Source organism: Mycolicibacterium psychrotolerans (genome assembly GCF_010729305.1).
Lineage (GTDB): Bacteria > Actinomycetota > Actinomycetes > Mycobacteriales > Mycobacteriaceae > Mycobacterium > Mycobacterium psychrotolerans.
Map to the genome: position 1 here is coordinate 5415425 of NZ_AP022574.1, position 22747 is coordinate 5438171.

General features: G+C 69.6%; 23 protein-coding genes. 6 read left to right on the forward strand and 17 right to left on the reverse strand.

Annotation, left to right across the window (positions count from 1 at the left end; genetic code table 11):
- Nucleotides 1-56: 56 nt before the first annotated feature.
- From G6N45_RS26035 to groES, 4 genes are all read right to left on the reverse strand, one after another.
- A complete protein-coding gene (locus tag G6N45_RS26035) occupies nucleotides 57-434 on the reverse strand; it encodes an Rv1352/Rv1906c domain-containing protein (protein ID WP_163726741.1) in 378 nt (125 codons plus the stop codon).
- A 72-nt stretch (nucleotides 435-506) separates the two neighbouring features.
- Complete coding sequence (locus G6N45_RS26040) at nucleotides 507-1916, reverse strand: selenium-binding protein SBP56-related protein (RefSeq protein WP_163726745.1); 1410 nt, start codon at nucleotides 1914-1916, stop codon at nucleotides 507-509.
- A gap of 231 nt (nucleotides 1917-2147) precedes the next feature.
- On the reverse strand, nucleotides 2148-3779 hold the full coding sequence (gene groL, locus G6N45_RS26045; protein WP_163726749.1) for a chaperonin GroEL: 1632 nt from the start codon (nucleotides 3777-3779) through the stop codon (nucleotides 2148-2150).
- 89 nt (nucleotides 3780-3868) lie between these two features.
- A complete protein-coding gene (gene groES, locus G6N45_RS26050) occupies nucleotides 3869-4171 on the reverse strand; it encodes a co-chaperone GroES (protein WP_003929249.1) in 303 nt (100 codons plus the stop codon).
- A gap of 288 nt (nucleotides 4172-4459) precedes the next feature.
- On the opposite strand from groES, the gene G6N45_RS26055 reads away from it, so the two are divergent.
- Entirely contained in the window at nucleotides 4460-6133 is a 1674-nt protein-coding gene (locus G6N45_RS26055; protein ID WP_163726752.1) for an HNH endonuclease signature motif containing protein, read from the forward strand.
- Here G6N45_RS26055 and G6N45_RS26060 read toward each other — a convergent pair.
- From G6N45_RS26060 to G6N45_RS26100, 9 genes are read right to left on the reverse strand one after another with little or no spacing between them, the layout of a single operon-like run.
- Nucleotides 6130-6570 carry a nuclear transport factor 2 family protein gene (locus tag G6N45_RS26060; RefSeq protein ID WP_163726754.1) on the reverse strand — a complete coding sequence of 147 codons (441 nt, stop codon included), beginning with the start codon at nucleotides 6568-6570 and terminating at the stop codon, nucleotides 6130-6132. The two genes, G6N45_RS26055 and G6N45_RS26060, sit on opposite strands and share 4 nt — an antisense overlap.
- Complete coding sequence (gene tsaD / locus G6N45_RS26065; RefSeq protein ID WP_163726757.1) at nucleotides 6567-7589, reverse strand: tRNA (adenosine(37)-N6)-threonylcarbamoyltransferase complex transferase subunit TsaD; 1023 nt, start codon at nucleotides 7587-7589, stop codon at nucleotides 6567-6569. Before tsaD ends, G6N45_RS26060 begins: the two co-directional genes overlap by 4 nt.
- A complete protein-coding gene (gene rimI / locus G6N45_RS26070; protein WP_163726760.1) occupies nucleotides 7586-8038 on the reverse strand; it encodes a ribosomal protein S18-alanine N-acetyltransferase in 453 nt (150 codons plus the stop codon). The genes tsaD and rimI overlap by 4 nt, the downstream gene beginning before the upstream one ends.
- Complete coding sequence (tsaB, locus tag G6N45_RS26075; protein ID WP_163726764.1) at nucleotides 8035-8661, reverse strand: tRNA (adenosine(37)-N6)-threonylcarbamoyltransferase complex dimerization subunit type 1 TsaB; 627 nt, start codon at nucleotides 8659-8661, stop codon at nucleotides 8035-8037. The genes rimI and tsaB overlap by 4 nt, the downstream gene beginning before the upstream one ends.
- Nucleotides 8658-9122, reverse strand: a complete 465-nt coding sequence (gene tsaE, locus G6N45_RS26080) for a tRNA (adenosine(37)-N6)-threonylcarbamoyltransferase complex ATPase subunit type 1 TsaE (protein WP_163726782.1) — start codon at nucleotides 9120-9122, stop codon at nucleotides 8658-8660. Before tsaE ends, tsaB begins: the two co-directional genes overlap by 4 nt.
- Nucleotides 9115-10212 carry an alpha/beta fold hydrolase gene (locus G6N45_RS26085; protein WP_163726785.1) on the reverse strand — a complete coding sequence of 366 codons (1098 nt, stop codon included), beginning with the start codon at nucleotides 10210-10212 and terminating at the stop codon, nucleotides 9115-9117. Before G6N45_RS26085 ends, tsaE begins: the two co-directional genes overlap by 8 nt.
- The gene (gene alr / locus G6N45_RS26090; protein WP_163726788.1) at nucleotides 10209-11360 is read right to left on the reverse strand and encodes an alanine racemase; all 1152 of its coding nucleotides are present in this window, start codon (nucleotides 11358-11360) and stop codon (nucleotides 10209-10211) included. Before alr ends, G6N45_RS26085 begins: the two co-directional genes overlap by 4 nt.
- 36 nt (nucleotides 11361-11396) lie before the next feature.
- Complete coding sequence (locus G6N45_RS26095) at nucleotides 11397-12782, reverse strand: glutamate decarboxylase (protein WP_163726790.1); 1386 nt, start codon at nucleotides 12780-12782, stop codon at nucleotides 11397-11399.
- A gap of 10 nt (nucleotides 12783-12792) precedes the next feature.
- The gene (locus tag G6N45_RS26100; protein WP_163726792.1) at nucleotides 12793-14205 is read right to left on the reverse strand and encodes an NAD(P)H-hydrate dehydratase; all 1413 of its coding nucleotides are present in this window, start codon (nucleotides 14203-14205) and stop codon (nucleotides 12793-12795) included.
- A 31-nt stretch (nucleotides 14206-14236) separates the two neighbouring features.
- Here G6N45_RS26100 and G6N45_RS26105 point away from each other — a divergent pair, with 31 nt between their 5' ends.
- On the forward strand, nucleotides 14237-14611 hold the full coding sequence (locus tag G6N45_RS26105; RefSeq protein WP_163726796.1) for a nuclear transport factor 2 family protein: 375 nt from the start codon (nucleotides 14237-14239) through the stop codon (nucleotides 14609-14611).
- A gap of 8 nt (nucleotides 14612-14619) precedes the next feature.
- Here G6N45_RS26105 and G6N45_RS26110 read toward each other — a convergent pair whose 3' ends face one another.
- A complete protein-coding gene (locus G6N45_RS26110) occupies nucleotides 14620-14991 on the reverse strand; it encodes an STAS domain-containing protein (RefSeq protein WP_163726799.1) in 372 nt (123 codons plus the stop codon).
- Between the two features lie 252 nt (nucleotides 14992-15243).
- The gene (gene glmS / locus G6N45_RS26115; protein ID WP_163726802.1) at nucleotides 15244-17118 is read right to left on the reverse strand and encodes a glutamine--fructose-6-phosphate transaminase (isomerizing); all 1875 of its coding nucleotides are present in this window, start codon (nucleotides 17116-17118) and stop codon (nucleotides 15244-15246) included.
- Between the two features lie 56 nt (nucleotides 17119-17174).
- Between glmS and G6N45_RS26120 the strand changes: the two genes are divergently transcribed.
- From G6N45_RS26120 to G6N45_RS26130, 3 genes are read left to right on the forward strand one after another with little or no spacing between them, the layout of a single operon-like run.
- Nucleotides 17175-18029 carry a dienelactone hydrolase family protein gene (locus G6N45_RS26120; RefSeq protein ID WP_163726806.1) on the forward strand — a complete coding sequence of 285 codons (855 nt, stop codon included), beginning with the start codon at nucleotides 17175-17177 and terminating at the stop codon, nucleotides 18027-18029.
- Nucleotides 18030-18072: 43 nt separating this feature from the next.
- Nucleotides 18073-19110, forward strand: coding sequence for an LLM class F420-dependent oxidoreductase (locus G6N45_RS26125; RefSeq protein WP_163726809.1), 1038 nt, complete (start codon nucleotides 18073-18075; stop codon nucleotides 19108-19110).
- Nucleotides 19107-19529 carry a PPOX class F420-dependent oxidoreductase gene (locus G6N45_RS26130; RefSeq protein WP_163726812.1) on the forward strand — a complete coding sequence of 141 codons (423 nt, stop codon included), beginning with the start codon at nucleotides 19107-19109 and terminating at the stop codon, nucleotides 19527-19529. The genes G6N45_RS26125 and G6N45_RS26130 overlap by 4 nt, the downstream gene beginning before the upstream one ends.
- Nucleotide 19530: 1 nt before the next feature.
- Here G6N45_RS26130 and G6N45_RS26135 read toward each other — a convergent pair whose 3' ends face one another.
- Nucleotides 19531-20106, reverse strand: a complete 576-nt coding sequence (locus G6N45_RS26135; protein WP_163726815.1) for a TetR/AcrR family transcriptional regulator — start codon at nucleotides 20104-20106, stop codon at nucleotides 19531-19533.
- Nucleotides 20107-20150: 44 nt separating this feature from the next.
- Between G6N45_RS26135 and G6N45_RS26140 the strand changes: the two genes are divergently transcribed.
- Entirely contained in the window at nucleotides 20151-21293 is a 1143-nt protein-coding gene (locus G6N45_RS26140) for an acyl-CoA dehydrogenase family protein (RefSeq protein ID WP_163726818.1), read from the forward strand.
- Between the two features lie 54 nt (nucleotides 21294-21347).
- Here G6N45_RS26140 and G6N45_RS26145 read toward each other — a convergent pair whose 3' ends face one another.
- Entirely contained in the window at nucleotides 21348-22745 is a 1398-nt protein-coding gene (locus tag G6N45_RS26145) for a hypothetical protein (RefSeq protein WP_163726823.1), read from the reverse strand.
- Between the last annotated feature and the right edge of the window lie 2 nt (nucleotides 22746-22747).

The window sequence follows — 22747 nt, forward strand, 5'->3', positions numbered from 1 at the left end:
TACTCATGGCAGCTGCGTTGACCAGGCCTCTCGGGGGTGAGAGTGGGCACACCAGGTCAGGGGACGCGGACCCAGGGCTGGCAGTTGTGCGACTCGAAGGATTGCACCGTCGGGTTGATGTTCGCGTACATCGGGCCGATAGACATGTTGGTCGCGACGACATGTGCCTTGTCCGGACCCGGCGTGCTGTAGCTGAACCACAGGCACATCGAGTCCTGGGTGGGCACGTCGTTGATCCACACCCCGAACGTCGAGGCAGTGCCGTCGGTGCGGTAGAGACCGAGTCCGACGTCGCGTCCGACGACGAAGAACCCCTCGCCGGGGATCGGATCCATCGGCTGAGCGTGGGCCTGCGCGGCGGGCGCGACGGAGATCAGGCCGGCGACGAGCCAGACGGAGACGAGCCAGACGGATGTGACCCGTTGCCTCCTCATGGCCGCAGCGTAGGCCTTTCCGCAGCGGCTGAGGCGCAGATGAAGGAGGATCCTGGACTGGCGCGGTGGGAATCAGCTGTAGCAGTAGGAATCCGACGAAGCGTCGCCACCCTGTAGCCGGATTTGGTGTACCCGCAGGCCGCGGAACTCCTCGCCGTGCGGGAAGAAGTTCTCGTCGATGCTGAGCCCGCCGTCAGGATCGGCGTCGAGCTTGGCCATCCACGCGCCAACGCCGTCAGGGTAGAACTGGTCGTCCCATGCCCCATACAGCGAGTTGGTGAAGTACACCCGCTTCCCGTCGCGGCTGACTTCGACCATCTGCGGGCCTCCTGACAGCGGCATATCAGGCATCGCGGGATGCGGTGCGCGGTCAACGATGCCGCCGAGCCGCACCGAGCCCACTTGCTTCGGGTTTGCGGGGTCTGACACGTCGAACTGTTTCATCTCACCGGTACCCCAGCACGACACGTACAAGAACCGGTCGTCGACCGACAGGTCGATGTCGGTGATGAGCGGCGGCACCGCGGCAAACGGCTTGAGTGCGGGAGGCAGCAGGTCTGGGTCGGCGGGTTCGGGCGGGATGGTGATGACCTTCTCGGCCGTCCACTCGTCCTCGTCGCGGAACCAGCGCCAGATCGAGCCGGACAGGTCCTCAGTGGAAATCACCACGCCGACAAAGCCCCAGGTCGCCTCCGGGTCGTGGGATGGGCGCACCTCCAATGCCATCTGGTGTTGTGCGCCCAGGTCGACGCGCTGCACGTGCTCGCCCTTGGCAAGGTTCCAGAAGTGGATGGCGTGGCCGTACTTCTGGCCGAGCAACAATTCCGGCACGATGCCGTTCTCGATCATCGAGGGGCTGCCCCACTCGCTGGAGATCAGCACGTTCTGGTTGAGGTGCCACCACGCGTCGTAGTGGAAGTGCTGCGGTCCGCGGTCGGTCTCCCAGGCACGCAACACGTCGAATGTCGCGTGGTCGAGCAGGGCGATGCCGCCCGGTCCGTCATCGTTGCCCTCAGCACCCCCGAGGCAGGTCAGGAATACGCCGTCTGGTCCGCAGTGAAGGGTGTGCGGACGCGAGTATCCGGCGTTCTGGGACAGGGTCTTGCCGTCGATCGTCTTGATGAGCGTCGGGTTGCGTAGGTCCGGCTGGGTGTCGAACACGTTGATGTTGGACGATCGCAGTCCGGGAACCAGTAGGTAGCGGCGCTCGAGCGCGTGCATGTCGTGGCCCTCGTGCTTGAGGGCGCTGCTGCAGGCGTTCCAACCAAAGTGATGAACCTCGTCGCCGCGGCCCGGGAGGTCGGTCCAGCCGACCACCCGCCCGTAGCTGTCAGACGTCGGATTCACATCGATGACGGTCACCGCGTCGTGCTTCTGTGCAGCGCGGTCGAAGGCCACCACGTACGCGAGCTGCTCGCCGGGAGCGGCCGCCGCCTCCGCAGCGGTCCGGTAGAACGTGGGATCGATCGACGGTTGAGCCATGTGATGACCTCCCGACTGGGCCCCTAATGCTCCAGGACAAGCCGTACGCAACTAGATCTGACTGCCGTGAAATCGTAGTCTCGGGTCGCACGTCGGGTCCACCATTCGCCAATTTGGGGAGGGCGGGTCGTTGCCAAGAAAGACCTGTGAGGGCTTCCCACATCGATTCTCACGCATTGTGAGACGAGAGCGCCCCCGGCTGGAAACCGGGGGCGCTCCGCACGTGCTCGCCTAGTGGTGGTGGTGCCCATGACCGTGGCCGTGGCCATGGCCGTCGTCGGCCGCCTCGGCCGGCTTGTCGACGACAGCGGTCTCGGTGGTCAGGATCATCCGCGCCACCGACGCAGCGTTGACGACCGCCGAACGGGTCACCTTGACGGGGTCGACGACACCGTCGGCGATCAGGTCGCCGAACTCCAGCGTCGCCGCGTTGAAGCCCTGCCCCGCCGGGAGCTGCGAGACCTTGTTCACCACGACCGAGCCGTCCAGCCCGGCGTTGGTGGCGATCCAGTACAGCGGCGATGCCAGCGCGGCGGCGAACACGTCGACGCCGAGCGCCTCGTCTCCCTTGAGTTCCTTGCGGAGCGCGTCGAGGGCGCTGCGAGCCTGCACCAGTGCGGCACCGCCACCGACGACGATGCCCTCCTCGACGGCAGCCTTGGCGGCAGAAACGGCGTCCTCGACGGCCTCCTTGCGCTTCTTGAGGTCCGTCTCGGTGGCCGCGCCGACCTTGATGACGGCGACGCCGCCGGCCAGCTTGGCCAGCCGCTCCTCGAGCTTCTCGCGATCCCAGTCGGAATCGGATGCCTCGATCTCGGAGCGCAGCTGCGCCTTGCGGCCCTCGATGGCCTCCTGGGTTCCGCCACCGTCGACGATCACGGTGCTGTCCTTGTCGACGACGACCCGGCGCGCGGTGCCGAGCACCTCGAGGCCGACGTCGCGCAGCACCAGACCGACGTCCGGGTTGACGACCTGACCGCCGGTGACGACCGCGAGATCGTCGAGGAACGCCTTGCGACGGTCACCGAAGAACGGCGCCTTGACCGCGACGGCCTTGAGCGTCTTGCGGATGGCGTTGACCACGAGCGTCGACAGGGCCTCGCCCTCGACGTCTTCGGCGACGATCAGCAGCGGCTTGCCTGCCTCGGCGACCTTCTCCAGCAGCGGCAGCAGATCGGGCAGCGAGCTGATCTTCTCGCGGTGCAGCAGCACCACCGCATCCTCGAGAACCGCTTCCTGCGAATCGAAGTCGGTGACGAAGTAGGCCGAGACGAAGCCCTTGTCGAAGCCGACGCCCTCGGTGATCTCCAGTTCGGTGTTCAGCGTCGAGGACTCCTCGACGGTGACGACGCCGTCGGTGCCGACCTTGGTCATGGCCTCGCCGACCAACTCGCCGACCTGCTCGTCGCGCGACGACACAGTCGCGACTTGGGCGATGGACTTCTTGTCCTTGACGGGAGTGGACGCGGCCAGCAGGGCCTCGGACACGGCGTCGGCGGCCTTGCTGATGCCCGACCCGAGTGCGATCGGGTTCGCGCCGGCGGCCACGTTGCGCAGGCCGGCCCTCACGAGCGCCTGCGCCAGCACGGTGGCGGTCGTGGTGCCGTCGCCGGCAACGTCGTTGGTCTTGGTGGCGACCGACTTGACCAGTTGGGCGCCCAGATTCTCGAACGGATCCTCGAGATCGATCTCGCGGGCGATCGTCACACCGTCGTTGGTGACGGTCGGACCGCCGAAGGCTTTGGCGAGCACCACGTGGCGACCGCGGGGACCCAGCGTCACCTTGACCGCGTCGGCGAGCTTGTCGACGCCGACTTCCATGGCGCGACGCGCGGTTTCGTTGAACTCAATTTGCTTGCTCATTGGTTTCTTTCCCTAAAGGCGGGTATGACGCGCACCGCCCCGGACATCACCCGCGCGTGCGGGAACGTCCGGGGCGGAACACGATTCGACTACTTGGAGACGACAGCCAGCACGTCGCGGGCCGAGAGGATCAGGTACTCCTCGCCGTTGTACTTGATCTCGGTGCCGCCGTACTTGCTGTAGATGACGACGTCGCCCTCCGACACGTCCAGAGGAATCCGCTTCTCGCCATCCTCATCCCAGCGGCCGGGGCCAACTGCGACGACGGTGCCTTCCTGCGGCTTCTCCTTGGCGGTGTCGGGGATGACCAGACCGGAAGCGGTCGTGGTCTCGGCCTCGTTGGCCTGAACGAGGATCTTGTCCTCGAGTGGCTTGATGTTCACGCTCGCCACGATGGAGCCCCTTCACTGATGTAGGTGTGTGTACTCGGTGACCGGTGTCCGCCCCCGCGCCGTCGTCGCGGGTGTCGACACGGGGAGGTCCGGTTGCCACCTAGCACTCTATACACGCGAGTGCTAGGTCCTCAAGGCTCATGGGCCACCAGTACGCCAAGAGCGAAAGTCGGCGGGGCTGAGCTGCGGCGATGCCGGTTATCCACAGGCCCTTCGGAGAGTGCCGGTTATCCACAGGACGAAAACTCTTTTCCCCGCAGCGCACTGCGCCCACCTAGAGTCGAACGTATGTACGATTCGACAGTGCCGGCAGTGGCGTCGCTGGCTGGTGCCGGGGATGCGGATCTGGTCGACATCGTGCGCGGGTGTGGTGCGGCGGCGGCGCGGGCGGAGGCGGTGAAGCTGGCCGCGATCGTCGAGTTGTGGGAGCGCCGCCGTGCGCCGGAGCGGGCGCGCTGGGCCTGTGATGACTGGGATGCCACGGCCGCCGAGATCGGGTGTGCGCTGAACATCAGCTCCGGGCGGGCCTCGGGGCAGATGGATCTGGGGTTGGCGTTACGCGACCGCTTACCGCGGCTGGGGCGGCTGTTGGCGGCCGGGCAGGTGCCAGTGACCTTGGTGACGACGATCGTGTTCCGCGCCGCCCTGGTGGTCGATCCCGCCGTGCTAGCCCGGTTGGACGGCGTGTTCGTCGATGCCGTGCGCGAGTGGGGGCTGCTGTCGCAGAAAAAGCTCGAGACGGCCGTCGACGCGTGGATCGAGCGGTACGACCCGGATGCGGTGCGCCGGCTGCGTACCGGGATGCAGGGCCGCTCGTTCACCGTCGGGGATCGGGACGACAAGACCGGTCTGACGAGTGCGTTCGGCAAGCTGGCCACCCCGGATGCCGCAATACTCGCGCACCGGTTGGCGGTGATGGTGCACTCGGTGTGCGAGGACGATCCCCGCACGCTGGATCAGCGCCGCGCCGATTCCCTGGGCGCCATCGCGGCCGGGTCGTTCGTGCTGACCTGCCGCTGCGGCCACCCGGACTGCCCGGCCGCCCAGGTCGACGACGGGCGGGCGACGAGTTTCACCATCGGCGTCATCGCCGACCACACCGCCCTCGACGCCACCCCCGACGCCACCCTGCACGGCGACCCCGCCGAACAGCCCGCAGAGGGTGAGCCGCAGTCGCAAGCCTCAGAGCCTGAACCAGCTTCAGAGCCCGCGCCCCAGCCAGAACCAGCTTCAGAGCCCGCGCCTCCGCCGGCGCCGAAACGCCGGACCGCGGCGTTGATCCCCGGGTTTCGGGGCGCGATCGTGCCCGCGCCGCTGCTGGCCGAGTTGATCGCTCACGGCGCGCGCGTGCGCGTGCTCAATCCGCTCGACGCCCTCACCGCCACCGACGGCTACCGCCCGTCGGCCGCGCTGGAGCGTTTCGTACGCGCCCGAGATCTGACCTGCCGTTTCCCCGGCTGCGACCGGGCCGCGGTGTTCGCCGACATCGACCACACCGAGCCTTACCCGCATGGTGCGACCCATCCGGCCAACACCAAATGTTATTGCCGCCAACACCATTTGGTGAAAACCTTCTGGGAAGGCTGGACCGACGCCCAGGCCCCCGACGGCACGGTGCGGGTCACCACGCCGACCGGGCACACCTACACCACCACACCGCTGTCGACGCTGCTGTTCCCGTCCTGGAACACCACCACTCCACCCCCACCGCCGACATCGGGACCGACACCGCCGCGGCGACCGGGGCGGGGACTGATGATGCCCACCCGCCGACGCACCCGCGCCCACAACCGCGCCGCCTACATCGCCCGCGAACGCGAACTCAACGCCCGCCAACGCCAACACGACCAGGCCGCCGCCGCACAAGCCGCCACCGAACGCGCCGCCAAACACCAAGCCCGACAACACAACACGGTCGCCACTCCCGAACCCGACTACGGCGACGACCCACCACCCTTCTAGCGAAGCTGGTCGGGGTCCATCATCAGGTGGTCGGATACGTCACCGATCATCTCGACGTCGACCCTGCGTTCGGTGAAGTACCAGCCGTGCTCGTCGCGGGCGAAGGCGTCGTGGTACCGCCCGACGACGATGGGCTGCAAGGCAATTGTGTCCGTCTGCTGGACAACACAGAAGGTGGATCGCGCCGTGGCGCTGTCCCCGGCAACATCGACGATCGGGTTGAGGACGAGATGGCGGGTACGCGAAGTGTTGCCGTGGTCCGGGAACCGACGCGTGGTCGATGCGAACAGCGCCCCGATCCGGCCTGCGCCCGCGACCCCCATGAAGTTGCCCCGGCCCAGCAGCTCACCGACCCCGTCGAAATCGCCCGCATCGATCAGTTCGGCGTACCGGTAGAGCAATTCGGTGATGGCCAGCCTGTCGGCCAACCCGCTCACGCGACCTGCCCCTGCACCACCGGCAGACCCGGGTCACTCGCCGCGTCCAGCGGTGACGGCGACGCGCCGGCCGCGATCAGGTGGGCGGCGAACGACGCGATCATCGCCCCGTTGTCCGTGCACAACCGCGGCCTCGGCACCCGCAGAGTCATTCCCGCTGCGGTACAACGCTCTTCCGCCAGCTCCCGCAGCCTCGAGTTCGCCGCCACCCCGCCCGCGATCAGCAGCGTCGACACCCCGAGATCCTTCGCCGCCCGCACCGCCTTGGCGGTCAGCACATCCGCGACCGCCTCCTGGAACCCCGCCGCCACATCGGCCTGCGACGCGTCGGGATGACTCTCCACGTACCGCGCCACCGCCGTCTTGAGCCCCGAGAAACTGAACGCATACCGGTCGTCGCGCGGACCCGTCATCCCGCGCGGAAAAACGATCGCCGACCGATCTCCCTCACGTGCAAGGTCGTCGAGCACCCTGCCGCCCGGATAGCCCAACCCGAGCAGTCGGGCGACCTTGTCGTACGCCTCTCCGGCCGCGTCGTCGACCGTAGACCCCAGCTCGACGATCGGCTCCCCCAGCGACCGCACATGCAGCAGGTTGGTGTGCCCGCCCGACACCAGCAACCCCACACTCTCCGGCAGCGGCCCGTGATCGAAGACATCGGCCGCAAGATGCCCGCCGAGATGGTTGACCGCATAGAACGGCACCTGCCACGCCGCCGAATACGCCTTCGCCGCAGCGACTCCCACCAGCAGCGCCCCAGCCAGGCCCGGGCCGATGGTCGCCGCCACCACGTCCGGCCTGTCAATGTCCGCCGCCTCCAACGCCCGCCGCATCGTCGGCCCCAGCGCCTCCAGGTGGGCACGGGACGCGATCTCCGGCACCACCCCGCCGAATCGGGCGTGTTCGTCGACGCTGGACGCGACCTCGTCGGCCAGCAGCGTGACCGTGCCGTCGTCGGTCAGCTCCGCGATCCCCACTCCTGTCTCGTCACAGGAACTCTCAATCGCCAGAATGATCATCGCGGCTCCCGCTTCATCGTGTAGGCGTCGGCGCCGCTGACGCGGTAGTACCGCTTGCGGACTCCCATCTTCGTGAAGCCCTCACTCTCGTACAACGCGATCGCAGCCTCGTTGTCGGTGCGGACCTCCAGAAAGATCGTCCCGCCTTCGGCATACTCGACGAGCCTGTGCAGCATCGCCCGCCCGATCCCCTGACCCTGATATGCGGGATCGACCCCGACGGTGTGGATCTCGTACTCGTACGGCTTCATCCGGCCCAATCGGGCGATGCCCGCATAGCCGACCAACTTGTCATCGGCCCGCGCAGCCACGTAGTGGTTGTGCTTGGCCGCGATCTCCGCGAGAAACGCCCGCTCCGGCCACGGGTCGTCCCCGTCGAACAGCTGCGCCTCGAGCTCTGCGCACCGCGCCGCGTCCGCCGCCACCAACGTCCCGTACTGCACGCTCATCGCGCGCCCGCGGGTGGCTTCGCGTCGGGCCGCCGCAGATACAGCGGCACCAACGGCTCCGGCTCTGCGTCCCAATCAGCAACGGCGACAACCAGTCCCGTCGCCGACGGGTACACCGGCGCCAGCCGCGGCAGGTCGAACAGCGCCGCATGCTCGGGTGAGCCCGCCACCGCCGCCGCACCCGCAGGGACGTCGGCCGCCGCGTTGACCGCCGGTCCGTCGACGCGGACTCCGTCGCGGTACCGCGCCCAGTACACCTCGCGCCTGCGCGCGTCGGTGACCACCAGCACCTCCCCCGCCGTTCCGACCGCGATCGCGTCGAGGCTGCACACCCCCCGCACCGGAATACCGAGCGCATGTCCGAACGCCGCGGCCGTCGCCATACCGACCCGCAGCCCGGTGAACGGACCGGGGCCGCAGCCCACCACCACGGCGTCGAGCTCGTCCGCGCCGACGCCCGCATCCGCCAGCGCCGCAACGATGTTGGGCGTCAACCGTTCCGCATGCGCCCGGGGGTCCACGGTCACCTGTTCGGCCAGCAGCTCGACGTCGTCGCCGATGCGCACCACACCCGCGGTCACGGCGGGGGTAGCGGTGTCGATCGCCAGGATCAGCCCGGTCACGGCGTGCTCCACTGCCAGATCGCGGTGCGGACGTCGGTGTCTGCCGCCCGTTCGAGGCGGATGTCGAGGTGACGCTCGGAGAGCCGTTCGGCCACCCCCTCGCCCCATTCGACGACGACGACCGCCTCGTCGAGATCGGTGTCCAGATCCAGGGAGTCCAGTTCGGCGAGCAGGTCGACCGAAGCCTGGTCGAGCAGCCGGTACAGATCCACGTGGACCATCGTCGGAGCGCCAGGCTGACGCGCCCGGTGCACCCGCGCGAGCACGAACGTCGGCGAGAGCACCGGACCCTCGACATCCATTCCCCGCGCGATTCCCTTCGCCAGCACCGTCTTTCCTGCGCCGAGCGGACCGGACAGCACGACGACGTCACCGGCGCGCAACCGCCGGCCCAGTTCCGCGCCGAACGCCAGAGTGTCGTCCGCGGTGAGCAGCTCGGTGGTCCCCGACCCGTCAGCCATGGTTGCGCACCCGATCCCGCACCCGTCGCGTCAATGCCACCAACTTCGACGGCGTGGCACGTTCGACCAGCCGCACCAGCGCGTCGTCGATGATCTCCGGGTTCTCCAGCTGCACCAGATGCCCTGCGCCACCGACGATCACCAGTTCGGACTTCGGCAATGCGACGGCCATCTCCTGCGAGTACTCCATCGGCGTCAGCAGGTCGTGATCGCCGCAGGCGATCAGCGTCGGCACCTTGCGCAGCGTCGTCAGCCCCGCGGTCTCGTCGTGAACCTCCAACGCGTGCAGAAACTCGACCAGCGTGGTGATCGGGGTGTCGTGCATCATCTTCTCGGAGAACACCACCACGCTCGGGCTGATCTTCTCGTCGCCGTAGGACGCCGCCCGCAGGATCGGCCCGATCACCGCCCGCCCGGCGCCGCGGAACCGGTGCACGGTCTTGGGGGCGTACCGCGCGCCGAACCGGATGGCCTCCAGTGCCGGATTCTTCAGGATCTCACCCAGCGGCGATCGCGAAACCCCTTCGGCCGCAGAGGCGATCAGTGCCGCGCCGACGATGCGGGTGGGATAGCGCTGCGGGTACTGGCGCGCATGCGAGAGCACCGTCATGCCCCCCATGGAGTGCCCGACGAGCACCACCGGCCCGCGCGGGGCCATCACCGCCAGCACGCTCTCGAGGTCCTGGCCGAGCTGCTCGACGGTGTAGCTGTCCGGTGATGCCTCCCCGGACTGACCGTGCCCACGCTGGTCGTAGAACACCATGCGGACCTGGTCGCCCCACTGCTCGGTGAGCCGGGCGCGCTGAAAGTGGAAGGCGCCCATCCGCAGGCAGAAACCGTGCGCGAACACCACGGTCAGCGGCGCATTCTGCGGGCCGACCTCGCGCACCGCCAGCGGAACCCCGTCGGGGGTGGTGACCACGGTGCTGCGGTCGGCGTCGAGCAGCTCGAAGTCCTCGTCGCGGTGCGGATCCTCGGCGGTCACCCGGCGGCGCAGCGACCGCGCGGCCGTGACTCCCGCCGCCGACCCGACGGCGGCGATTCCGGCCGCGCCCGCCAGCCACCCGGCCCGGCCGCCCGCAGGGCTCACCGCGAACCCCTGCGGTAGGCCCGCACGATCCGGCGGCGCGGGCTGGTGACGACCTCGTAGTTGATCGTGTCGAGCAGGTCGGCCCAGTCCTGCGCGGTCGGCTCGCCCTCGGTGCCCGGGCCGAACAGGATCGCCTCGTCGCCCTCCGTCACGTCAACCGGACCGGGCCCGAGGTCCACCACGAACTGGTCCATGCAGATGCGCCCGACGTTCGGGTAGCGCCGGCCGTTGATCTGCACGGACATCCGGTTGCTCAACGCGCGGAACACCCCGTCGGCGTAGCCGGCGGGGACCAGCGCGAGCGTGGTGTCGCGGTCCGCGACCCAGGTGTGCCCGTAGGACACCCCGGCCCCGGCCTGCACCGACCGCACCATCGCGACCGGGCACGTCACCGTCATCGCGGGTAGCAGTCCCAGATCGCCGCGCGCGGGGATCGGTGTCTGCCCGTAGACCGCGATGCCGGGCCGGACCATGTCGAACGCCAGGTCCGGTCGCGTCAGCGCCGCGGGCGAGTTGCTCAGGTGCACGACGTCGAAGCGGACACCGCGGTCGCGGGCCAGAGCCGCCAGGTCGGTCAGCCGCTGCGCCTGCACGTCGTTGAACGGATGCTCGGGAACGTCGCCATGGGCCAGGTGCGACATCAGCCCGCGAATCCGCACCGCGCCGTCGGAGGCCGCGGCACGCAGCGCGTCGATCACCGCGGGGAACTCGGCGGGCGCGACGCCGTTGCGGCTGAGCCCGGTGTCGGCCTTGACCGTCACGGTCGCGGTCCGCCCGGTCCGCCCGGCGGCGGCGAGCACCTCGTCGACCTGCCGCGGCGACGACACCGCCACCTCCACATCGGCGGTGAGCGCCGGCGCGAAGTCGGTGCCGGGCGGGTGCAGCCAGGCCAGCACGGGGGCGGTGATGCCCTCGCGGCGCAGCACCAGCGCCTCGTCGATGGTCGCGACGCCGAGTTCGGCGGTGCCGGCGGCCAGCGCCGCGCGGGCCACCTCGGTGGCACCATGGCCGTAGCCGTCGGCCTTCACCACGGCCATCACCGCGGCCGAGCCGGCGCGTTCGCGCAGCACGGAGACGTTGTGCGCGATGGCGTCGAGGTCGACGATCGCCACCGGCGTGTGCTGGGTCGTTTTCGGAGCGTTGATCACCGCCCCCGATTGTCCCAGGCGGTCGCCGCGGACGGGTCAGTGGGCGAAGTGCGCCTCGTCGGAGAACCCGCCGACACCCGTGCGGTCCAGCTTCGCGAGCACCTCAACCAGGTCATCGCGCAGCGCGCGGGCCAGGTTCGCCGAGAACCCCTCGCGCACCACGATGCGCAGCACCGCGACGTCGCTGGCGTCGTCGGGCATCGTGTAGGCCGGCACCTGCCAGCCGTAGCCGCGCAGCAGCGCCGACACGTCGAACACGGTGTAGTTGGTGCCTTCTACCAGCTTGAACGCCACCACGGGGATCGCCGAGCCGTCGGAGATCACCTCGAAAACCGACATGGCGGCCAGCTCACGCGCCAGCCACTGGGCGGTGTCGGACAGGCAGTGCATCACGGTGGTGAAGCCGTCGCGCCCCAGCCGCAGGAAGTTGTAGTACTGCCCGACCACCTGGTTGCCCGGGCGGGAGAAGTTCAGCGTGAACGTCGGCATGTCGCCGCCGAGGTAGTTGACGCGGAACACCAGTTCCTCGGGCAGATGCTCGGCGTTGCGCCACACGACGAACCCGATGCCCGGATACGTCAGCCCGTATTTGTGCCCGCTGACGTTGATCGACACCACCCGCGGCAACCGGAAGTCCCACACCAGGTCGGGGTGCAGGAACGGCACCACGAAGCCGCCGCTGGCCGCGTCGACGTGCACCGGGACGTCGATGCCCTTGTCGGCCGCCAGCCCGTCGAGTGCGGCGCAGATGTCGCCCACGGGTTCGAGTTCACCGGTGAACGTGGTGCCCAGGATCGCGACCACCCCGATGGTGTCCTCGTCGACCGTGTCGAGCACCTGCTCGGGGGTGATCACGTAGCGGCCATGCTCCATCGGCAGGTAGCGCGCCTCCACGTCGAAGTAGCGGCAGAACTTCTCCCACACCACCTGCACGTTGGAGCCCATCACCATGTTCGGGGTGCGGCCCTTCCAGTCCTGCCCGGCCGCCTCCAGCCTCTGCCGCCACCGCCACTTCATCGCCAGCCCGGCCAACATCACCGCCTCGCTGGAGCCCACCGTCGACACCCCGATCGCCGTCGACGGGTCGTCGTCGCGCAGATCCTCGGCGTGGAACAGGTCGGCGACCATGCACACACAGCGCTGCTCGATCGCGGCGGTGACCGGGTACTCGTCCTTGTCGATCATGTTCTTGTCGAACGTCTCCGACATCAGCTGCCCGGCCTCGGGATCCATCCACGTCGTGACGAACGTCGCCAGGTTGAGCCGCGAGCTGCCGTCGAGCATCAGCTCGTCGTGGATGAACCGGTAGGTCTGCTCGGGGTCCATCGACTCGTCGGGCAGGCGCAGGGCGGGGATCGGCGAGGTGGACAGGCGGCCGCAGTAGGCGGGGGTCAACGACGAGTGGCGCGAAACATTGGGCATGACGTCCTTTTTAGAGGATCGAGCCCAGCGCCGTTCGCAGATGAGCCAGGATGCGTGACGACGACGTCGGCGCCGGAGCCGGGCCCGGATCGAGGGCGGCGAATCCGGCTGCGCGGGCGTGCACGAAGGCGGCCGCCGCGGCGGCCTCGCCGGGCGGGAGACCCGAGGCCAGCAGCGCGCCGATGACACCGGACAGCACGTCGCCGGAACCGGCGGTGGCCGCCCACGACCCGTCCGCGACATTGAGGTGGACGGGCCCGTCCGGTTCGGCGACGACGGTCACGTTGCCCTTCAGCAGCACCGTGACGCCCAGGCGGTCGGCCAGGCCGCGGGTGGCCGCGATCCGGTCGTCACCGGGCGGGCCGCCGGCCAGCCGCGCGAACTCCCCGGCGTGCGGGGTGAGCACCGTCGGCGCGCTGCGTCCGGCGACCAGGTCGGGATGGGCCGCCAGGATGGTCAGGCCGTCGGCGTCGACGAGGACCGGCAGGTCCGTCTCCAGCGCGAAACAGAGGGCGGCAGCGCCGGCCTCGTCGGTGCCGAGCCCCGGGCCGACCACCCAGGCCTGCACCCGGCCTGCAGTGGCGTATCCCGGCGTGGCGATCACCTCGGGCCAGTGCGAAACCACCTCGGCGGCAGCGGTTCCCGCGTAGCGCACCATGCCGGAGTGGGCGGCCACCGCGGCGCCGGTGCACAGGATCGCCGCCCCGGGGTAGGTGGACGAGCCGGCCATCACACCCGTCACCCCCTGGGTGTACTTGTCGTCGCTGCGGCCGGGCACCGGCCAGCGGGCGGCCACGTCGGCGGCATCGAAGCCACGGATGTCCGAGGGCGGCAGGTCCAGACCGATGTCGACGAGTTCCACACGGCCGCAACGGCCCAGCGCGTGCACGGGTTTGAGGCCGCCGAACGTCACCGTGAGCGCGGGTGTGACGTGCGCCCCGTCGGTGGCGCCGGTCCCGACGTCGACGCCGCTGGGCAGGTCGACCGCGACCACCGGGATACCCGCCTGCTCGACCACGTCGAAGACGTGTGCCGCCGCGGGGCGCAGCGGTCCGGACCCCGAGATGCCGACGACTCCGTCGATCACCAGATCCGTTGCTGCGGGCACATTTTCGACGATGCGCCCGCCGGCCCTGCGGAATGCGGCCAGCGCGGCGCGGTGGGTGCGCTCGGGGTCGAGCAGCACCGCGGCCGCTCCGGCGCCGCGACGGCGCAGGAACGTCGCGGCCCACAGCGCGTCACCGCCGTTGTCGCCCGAGCCGACCACGGCACACACCGTCTTGCCGGACACCGTGCCCAGCTCGCCGGCGATCGCGGTGGCCAGGCCGAACGCGGCCCTGCGCATCAGTCCCCCCGCCGGCAGGGCCGCGAGCAGCGGCGCCTCCGCGTCGCGGATCTGCTGGACGGTGTAGTAATACCGCATTCGCACAACGGTACGTGGGTACCCGGCGACCATGACGAATTCCCCTGCGAGCGAGCAGCTGCTCGCCCTCGAACACGCCGGCTGGCGGTCACTGTGCGACGGCACGGGCGACCGGTTCTACGGCGACGTGATGACCGACGACGCGCTGATGGTGCTGGCCAACGGCGCCGTGATGGATCGCGCCGCGGTGGTCTCGGCGCTGGGCCAGTCACCGCCGTGGGCGCGCTACGCGATCGATGACGTCCGGACGATCACGATCGGTGACGACACCGCGGCACTGGTGTACACCGGCACCGGTTGGCGCGACGGCGACGAGACGCCGTTCGTCGGCGCGATGTCGTCGGTCTATCGCCGCACCGACGACGGCTGGAAACTCGCGCTCTACCAGCAGACCGCTCGCCCGTAAGGACTCGGCTAACCGGCTTTCGTGCCGCTCAACGCGTCGGCCACCGTCGGATACAGGTCGATGATCTCGTCGATGCGCATCATCCGCATCGGCCGCGCGGTCGCGGGCCCCTCGGCCACGACGCGCAGCGAGATCCCCGCTCTGGAGGTCAGGCGGTGCGTCTCGACGAGCATGCTGATGCCCGCCGAGGACAGGAAGCCCACGTCGGTGATGTCGACGATGAGCACCGACGGGTTGTCGGTCAGCGCGACGTCGAGATGGGTCCCGAGCGTCGGCGCCGTCAGCACGTCGAGGTCACCCTCGACATGCAGGACCGAGGTCTCGCCGTCGCGCCGCGGCCTGACCACGAAGCGGCCGCGGTGTTGTTCACTGACGTTCATCGTTTCGCCCCCGAGGGTCGGACAGACACCGCCGACCGGCACGATGGCCAGCTCGCGAGTCTGTTGCTGCAGGTCTTGCGGCGTAGGCCGCACTGACGGGAAGTCCGTCGTCCGCCGGGCGCATGGCACCGGCACCGCTGCTTGCATAACGGTTCTAACCGGATATATCGATGCCGGGGCGGGCAGCGTTAACAGATTGCTCTTAATTCTCCCTTAATTGACAGGAGAGTCATAATCGCGCTGTTCAGAAGGTTACTCGACGGTAACCGACTTGGCCAGGTTGCGAGGCTTGTCGACGTCGTAGCCGCGGGCCTGCGCGACGCCGGCCGAGAACAGCTGCATCGGGATGGTCGACAGCAGCGGCTGGAACAGCGTGGAGACCGCCGGAATCTCGATCAGGTGGTCGGCGTAGGGCCGCACGGTGTCGTCGCCTTCCTCGGCGATGACGATCGTGACGGCGCCGCGGGCCTGGATCTCACGGATGTTCGACAGCAGCTTGGAGTGCAGCGTCGCCGCATTCTTCGGCGACGGCATCACCACGATGACCGGCAGATCGTCCTCGATCAGCGCGATGGGGCCGTGCTTGAGCTCACCGGCGGCGAAGCCCTCGGCGTGCATGTAGGCCAGTTCCTTGAGTTTGAGCGCTCCCTCGAGCGCGACCGGGTAGCCGACGTGGCGGCCCAGGAACAGCACCGTCTGCGACGCCGCGAACTGTTTGGCCAGCGCGATGACCGGCTCGGCCGTGGCCAGCACCCGCGCGATCAGATCGGGCATGGCCTCAAGGTCGTGGTACTCGCGCGCCACCTCGTCGGGGTACTTCGTGCCCCGCGCCTGGGCCAGGGCCAGGCCGACGAGATAGTTCGCCGCGATCTGGGCGAGGAACGTCTTGGTCGACGCGACCCCGATCTCCGGGCCGGCGCGGGTGTAGAGCACCGCGTCGCACTCGCGCGGGATCTGGCTGCCGTTGGTGTTGCACACGGCCAGCACCTTGGCCTTCTGCTCCTTGGCGTGGCGCACCGCTTCCAACGTGTCGGCGGTCTCCCCCGACTGCGAGATCGCCACCACCAGGGTGTGGCTGTCCAGAACGGGATCGCGGTAGCGGAACTCGCTGGCCAGCTCGACCTCGACCGGCAGCCGCGTCCAGTGCTCGATCGCGTACTTGGCCAACAGCCCGGAGTGATAGGCGGTGCCGCACGCGACGACGAACACCTTGTCCACGTCCCGTAGTTCCTGATCGGACAGGCGCTGCTCGTCGAGGACGATGCGGTTGTCGACGAAATGGCCGAGCAGCGTGTCGGACACCGCGGCCGGCTGCTCGGCGATCTCCTTGAGCATGAAGTAGTCGTAGCCGCCCTTCTCGGCGGCGGAGACGTCCCAGTCGATGTGAAAACGCCGGTAGTCCCGCGAAGGATCGGCGTCCCGACCGTCGAAGTCGGTGATCCGGTAGCCGTCGGCAGTCACCACGACCGCCTGGTCCTGGCCCAGTTCGACCGCCTCGCGGGTGTGCTCGATGAAGGCCGCGACATCGGATCCGACGAACATCTCCCCCTCGCCGACCCCGAGGACCAGCGGCGTGGACCGGCGGGCCGCGACGATCGTGCCCGGATCGTCGGCGTGGGCGAAGACCAGCGTGAAATGACCCTCGAGCCGGCGCAGCACCGCCAGCACCGACGCCGCGAAGTCACCGGCGTGGGCACCGTCGTCGTATTCGCGGGCCACCAGGTGCACGGCGACCTCGGTGTCGGTGTCGCTGGCGAACTCCACGCCGGCGGCCTCCAACTCGGCGCGCAGCACGGCGAAGTTCTCGATGATCCCGTTGTGGACGACGGCGACCTTGCCACTGGCGTCGCGGTGCGGGTGGGCGTTGCGATCGGTCGGCCTGCCGTGGGTGGCCCAGCGGGTGTGGCCGAGCCCGGTCGACCCGACCAGGTTGTCCGCCCCGGCCTCGGTCAGCGCCGCCTCCAGGTTGGCCAACCGGCCCGCCTTGCGCTGCACCGTGAGACCGCCGTGCCCGTCGACCAGCGCCACGCCCGAGGAGTCGTATCCCCGGTATTCCATGCGGCGCAGCGCGTCGACGACGATCCCGCAGGCAGGGCGCTGCCCGACGTAGCCGACGATTCCGCACATAGCAATCCAGGGTACGGCAGAAGACGCTGTCCACCCGGGTGGGATACGGTCGTCGCGTGGCCAGCACGAAGAAGCTCTTCAGCGCGTTGACCCGCCGCGGCCCGCACAAGGTTCTGCGCGGTGACCTGGCCTTTGCCGGTCTTCCCGGCACCGTCTACACACCGGCCACCGGCAAGAATCTGCCCGGTGTGGCGTTCGGCCACGACTGGATCACATCGGCCGAGCGCTACGACGGCACGCTCGAGCACCTGGCGTCCTGGGGCATCGTCGCGGCAGCGCCCAACACCGAGACGTCGCTGGCGCCGTCGGTCCTGAACCTGGCCTACGACCTGGGGACAGCGCTGGACATCATCGCAGGCGTCCGGCTGGGCGCCGGGGACATCAGCGTGCATCCGGGCAAGTTGGCTGTCGCCGGGCACGGCTTCGGCGCATCGGCCGCGGTGTTCGCCGCCGCCGGGATGCCGGCGAAGCCGAGGGCGGTGTTCGCGGCGTACCCGCTGGTCTCCAGCCCACCGGCCGAGCAGCCCGCCGCCGGACTGACCGTCCCGGGGCTGATCCTGACCGACCCCGGCGATCCGATGACGCTGCGCTCGAACGCCGTGGAGCTGGCGCGGGCGTGGAAGCCGGCGACGCTGCGGTCCACCTCGAAGACCAAGGCGGGCGGCCTGGTCGAGGGCAGGCGGCTGGCGACCGTGGTCGGGCTCCCCGGCGCCGACAAGGGCACGCAGCGCATCGTCCGGGCGCTGATGACGGGCTACCTGCTGCACATGCTCACCAGTGAGAAGGGCAAGGGGCCGTACCGGGACTTCGCCGACCCCGAGGCCGTGCTGCCCAAGGCGGCCGTGCTCGATCCGTTCTCCGACGACCCCGTGGATCTGGAGAACAAGGTCGTCGCTCTGCTCAAGCCCTGAGCCGGACTGCTCCCAACCAACTGGTTGGGTGTATATGTAAGTGATGCGGACGGGCATCTTTCTCAGCTATGCGGGCGGCTTCTTCGATGCGGTTGACGAGGTCGTCGAACTGGAGAAGATCGGCGTCGACATCGCGCTGGTGGCCGAGGCGTACTCCTACGACGCCATCAGCCAGCTGGGCTTCCTCGCCGCCCGCACCTCGCGGATCGAGCTCGGCACGGGCGTCGTCCCGATCTACACCCGCACCCCGGCGCTGATGGCGATGACGGCGGCCGGGCTGGACTACGTCTCCGACGGCCGCTTCCGGCTCGGGTTGGGCACCTCGGGGCCGCAGGTGGTCGAGGGCTTCCACGGCGTGCCGTTCGACGCACCGCTGGGCCGCACCCGCGAGGTGGTCGAGATCTGCCGGAAGGTGTGGCGTCGCGAGCGGATCGACTACCAGGGCAAGCACTATCAGGTGCCGCTGCCGGCCGAGCGGGGCACCGGGCTCGGAAAACCGCTGAAGCTCATCAATCACCCTGTGCGCGAACGGATCCCGATCACCATCGCCGCCCTGGGGCCGAAGAACGTCGAGTTGACCGCCGAGATCGCCGAGGGCTGGCAGCCGGTGTTCTTCTACCCGGAGAAGGCCGACGACGTCTGGGGCGACGCGCTGCGGGCCGGCGCGGCCAAGCGCGACCCAGCGCTGGGACCGCTCGACGTCATGGTCAGCGCGAGCCTGGCCATCGGCGAGGACGTCGACGATCGATTGGCCTGGGCGAAGCCACAATTGGCGCTCTACATCGGCGGCATGGGCGCGCGCGGGCGCAACTTCTACCACAACCTCGCGACCCGCTACGGCTTCGGCGAAGTGGCCGATCACATTCAGGATCTGTATCTCGCGGGCAAGAAGACCGAGGCGATCGACGCGGTGCCCGACGAGTTGGTTCGCCAGGTGTCGCTGGTGGGTCCGCGCGGATTCGTCAAGGAGCGGGTGGCGGCGTTCGCCGAAGCCGGCGTGACGACGCTGCTGGTGCATCCGCTGACGGGCGACCGACGCGAGACCGTGGCCTTCGTCGAGGAACTACAGTCGCTGGTGTGACCGAGCTGACCGAGGACGTCATCGCTTTCCTGTCCGAGGGCACGCGTACCGCGAAGCTGGGCTACCTGGCCTCGGACGGGCGGCCGCTCGTCGCGCCGGTGTGGTTCGTCGTGGACGGTGGCGACCTCGTCTTCAACACCGGCGCGGACACCGCGAAGGGCCGCGCGCTGGCCCGGGATCCGCGCGTGGTGATCTGCGTCGACGACGACCGTCCACCGTTCTCGTTCGTCCAGATCCAGGGCACCGCGACCACCAGCGAGGACCCCGACGAACTGGTCGCGGTCGCCACCCGCATCGGCGGCCGGTACATGGGCGCCGACCGGGCCGAGGAGTTCGGCCGGCGCAACGGCGTACCGGACGAACTGATCGTGCGGGTCACGCCGACCAAGGTGATTGCAGCGTTCAACCTGGCCGATTAGATCAGACCTGGATCCCGCCGGTGAGGATCGCCGCCAGCTCACGGTAGGCGTCCGCGTCGTCGAGTCCGGTGCGCTGGCGCACCGCGCGCTGCTGGATGCCCACCATCATCGTCGCGACCAGCTCGGCGGCGAACGCGGCATGCACGTCGCGGAACTCGCCCCCGGCCACTCCCTCGGCGATGAGCTCCTGCACCCGGCCCGCCGCGATGCGGGTGTTCGTCTCATAGGTGGCGCGCGCCGGGGCGAAGGCGTCGAGGTCAGACATGAATTGGTCTGACGCCGGATCCAGCGCCGCGCCCACCGCCGACAGGTACGCCGCGATGCGTTCGCGGGCGCTGTCGGCGGCGGCCACCTGCGTTTCGACGAACTCGGTGGCCGACCGGAAGAAGTGCACCGTGGCGGCCGCGACCAACTGCTCCTTGCTGGCCGCCAGCGTGTAGAGCGTCGACTTGGAACAGCGCAACCGGGCCGCGATGTCGTCGAGCGTCAGGTGCGCGAACCCCTCGGCGAGAAACAGCGCCACCAGCGCGTCGAACAGTTCCGTGCGCCGGCGGGTGGCGAACGCTGGCGTGCTCACCCGGCTGATAGTACTGCAGACGATCCTGTAGTACTGTCCGGCGTATGCCTGTGGACCGGCTGCTGCCCAGCGACGAGGCGCATGAGCTCATCGAGCTCGCCCGCCAGATCTCCGACAAGGTGCTCGATCCGATCGTCGACCGGCACGAGCGGGACGAGACCTATCCCGACGGCGTGTTCGCCACCCTGGGCGAGGCCGGGCTGCTGAGCCTGCCGTATCCCGAGGACTTCGGCGGCGGCGGTCAGCCCTACGAGGTGTACCTGCAGGTGCTCGAGGAGATCGCCGCGCGGTGGGCCGCTGTTGCCGTGGCCGTCAGCGTGCACGGCCTGTCGTGTCACCCGTTGATGATGTTCGGCACCGACGAACAGCGCGACCGGTGGCTGCCCGACATGCTCGGCGGATCCACGATCGGCGCCTACAGCCTGTCCGAGCCGCAGGCCGGCTCCGACGCCGCCGCGCTGACGTGCAAGGCGACCGCCGTCGACGGCGGCTATCGCATCACCGGCTCGAAGGCATGGATCACCCACGGCGGAATCGCCGACTTCTACAACCTCTTCGCCCGTACAGACGAAGGCGCCCAGGGCATTTCGTGTTTCCTCGTTCCCGGTGACACCGAGGGGCTGACCTTCGGCAGGCCCGAGGAGAAGATGGGACTGCACGCGGTGCCGACCACCGCGGCGCACTACGATGACGCATTCCTCGACGCCGGCCGGCGGATCGGCGCCGAGGGCCAGGGCCTTCAGATCGCCTTCAGCGCTCTGGATTCCGGCCGACTGGGCATCGCTGCCGTCGCGGTCGGGCTCGCACAGGCCGCACTCGATGCGGCGGTGGCGTACAGCCAGGAGCGGACGACGTTCGGCCGCAAGATCATCGACCACCAGGGGCTGGCATTCGTGTTGGCCGACATGGCCGCCGCGGTCGACGCGGCGCGTGCGACGTATCTGGACGCGGCCCGGCGGCGCGACGCCGGCATGGCGTACTCGCGGCAGGCGTCGGTGGCCAAGCTGACCGCCACCGACGCGGCGATGAAGGTGACCACCGATGCCGTTCAAGTGTTCGGCGGCGCCGGGTACACCCGCGACTACCGCGTGGAGCGCTACATGCGCGAAGCGAAGATCATGCAGATCTTCGAGGGCACCAACCAGATTCAGCGGCTGGTGATCAGCCGGCATCTCGCGCGCGGCTGACGGTGTCGCACACCGGCTAGCCCGGTCACCACGTGGCTGTGGTCGTCGCGGAGGCTACCCCGCCGGCTCGCCGACCTGCGGGACTTCGTCGGCGGCGATCGCGCACGGGGTCCGGTCGTCGAGCGGCGGGAGCGGCTCGGCCGGTGGCGGTGCCGGTGGCGGCTCGGCCGGTGGCACCGTCTCGGCGGGACCGTCCGGTGCGACCGGCTCGACCGGCTCGACGGGCGGCCCCTCGGTCTCCCCCTCGGTGACCCCCTCGACTTCGGGGTCCTTCTCGTCCTCGGGGCCTCCCTTGTCCTCGGGATCCTCGTCCTCGGAATCCTTCTCTTCCTCGGGGTCGTCCTCCTCGGCCGGATCGTCGCCGAGGTCCGGTGGGTCGAGCTCGGGCGGCTCCAGGTCGGGCGGCTCGAGACCCGCGTCGCCCGTCCCGCTGCCCAGCAATCCGCTCAACGCGTCGGCGAACCGCTGACCGACGGCCGGCAGCGCACCGCCGCCGAGACCGCCGCCGCCGCCCAGGCCGCCGCCGAGATCGGGCATCGGTGCGCCCATCGCCGGGGTCATCGGCGCAGATGCCTGTGGGGGTGGCGCAGCCAGAGGAGCGGGTGGCGGAGGCGGCGGCTCCCACGCCGTGGGCATGGTCGGCACGGGAGCGACAGGGCCTGCCGCGGCCGGGACGGGTGCGGATGCGGGTGCCGGTGCCGGTGCCGGTGCAGAAGCCGGGGTGTGGCTCTCGCGGCGCAGCGGTGGTGGTGCCGTGGGTCCGAGGTCACCGGGTATCTCGAACGTGGCGTGCGAGCCGGCGCGAATCTCGGCGGTGGCGCCCTGATAGGCGTCAGCCACCGCCGCGCCGGCAGCCTGCACGGCGGACAACCAGTCGGTGCGAATCCTGTTGACCACGAATGGCTTCACCGCGCTGTCCACCAGTTCGGCGGCGGCGGCCCGGTCCCCCGCCCCGGAGATGACCGTGGCCGAAGCCGCCAGCCAGTCCGCCCGCGCGGCGCCGACATCCGCCTCGACGGCCGCGACAGCCTCGACCTTGGCGTCGACAGCCCGCCATACCTGCTCGGACACCCGGCGCAGCGCCTCGGCGGCGGTACGCACCGCGGCCGCCACGCCTGCCGACGCGATGCCATGGCGACGCAGGAAGTCCTGCGATGCCTGTGCGCCCGCCCCCTGCCAGGCGGCAGGCAGCGCGGCGAGTTGTCGCTCCTGGACCGCGAGCGCCTCGTCGGCGGCGCGCACCGCCGCATCGAATGCCGCGCAATCCTGCTGCAGCGTCATGAGATTCATGCCGTCCTCGGTGCCGTACCAGTCGCGTAGCTGGCCGGGATGCAGCGTCAGGTCCGGATCCTGATAGCCCACCTGGTGACTGGCCCACACGTACTGCGACACCGTGTCCACCGCCGGGCGTCCCTGCGCCAACCGGCCGGGCACGTCGAACTCCGCGACCACCG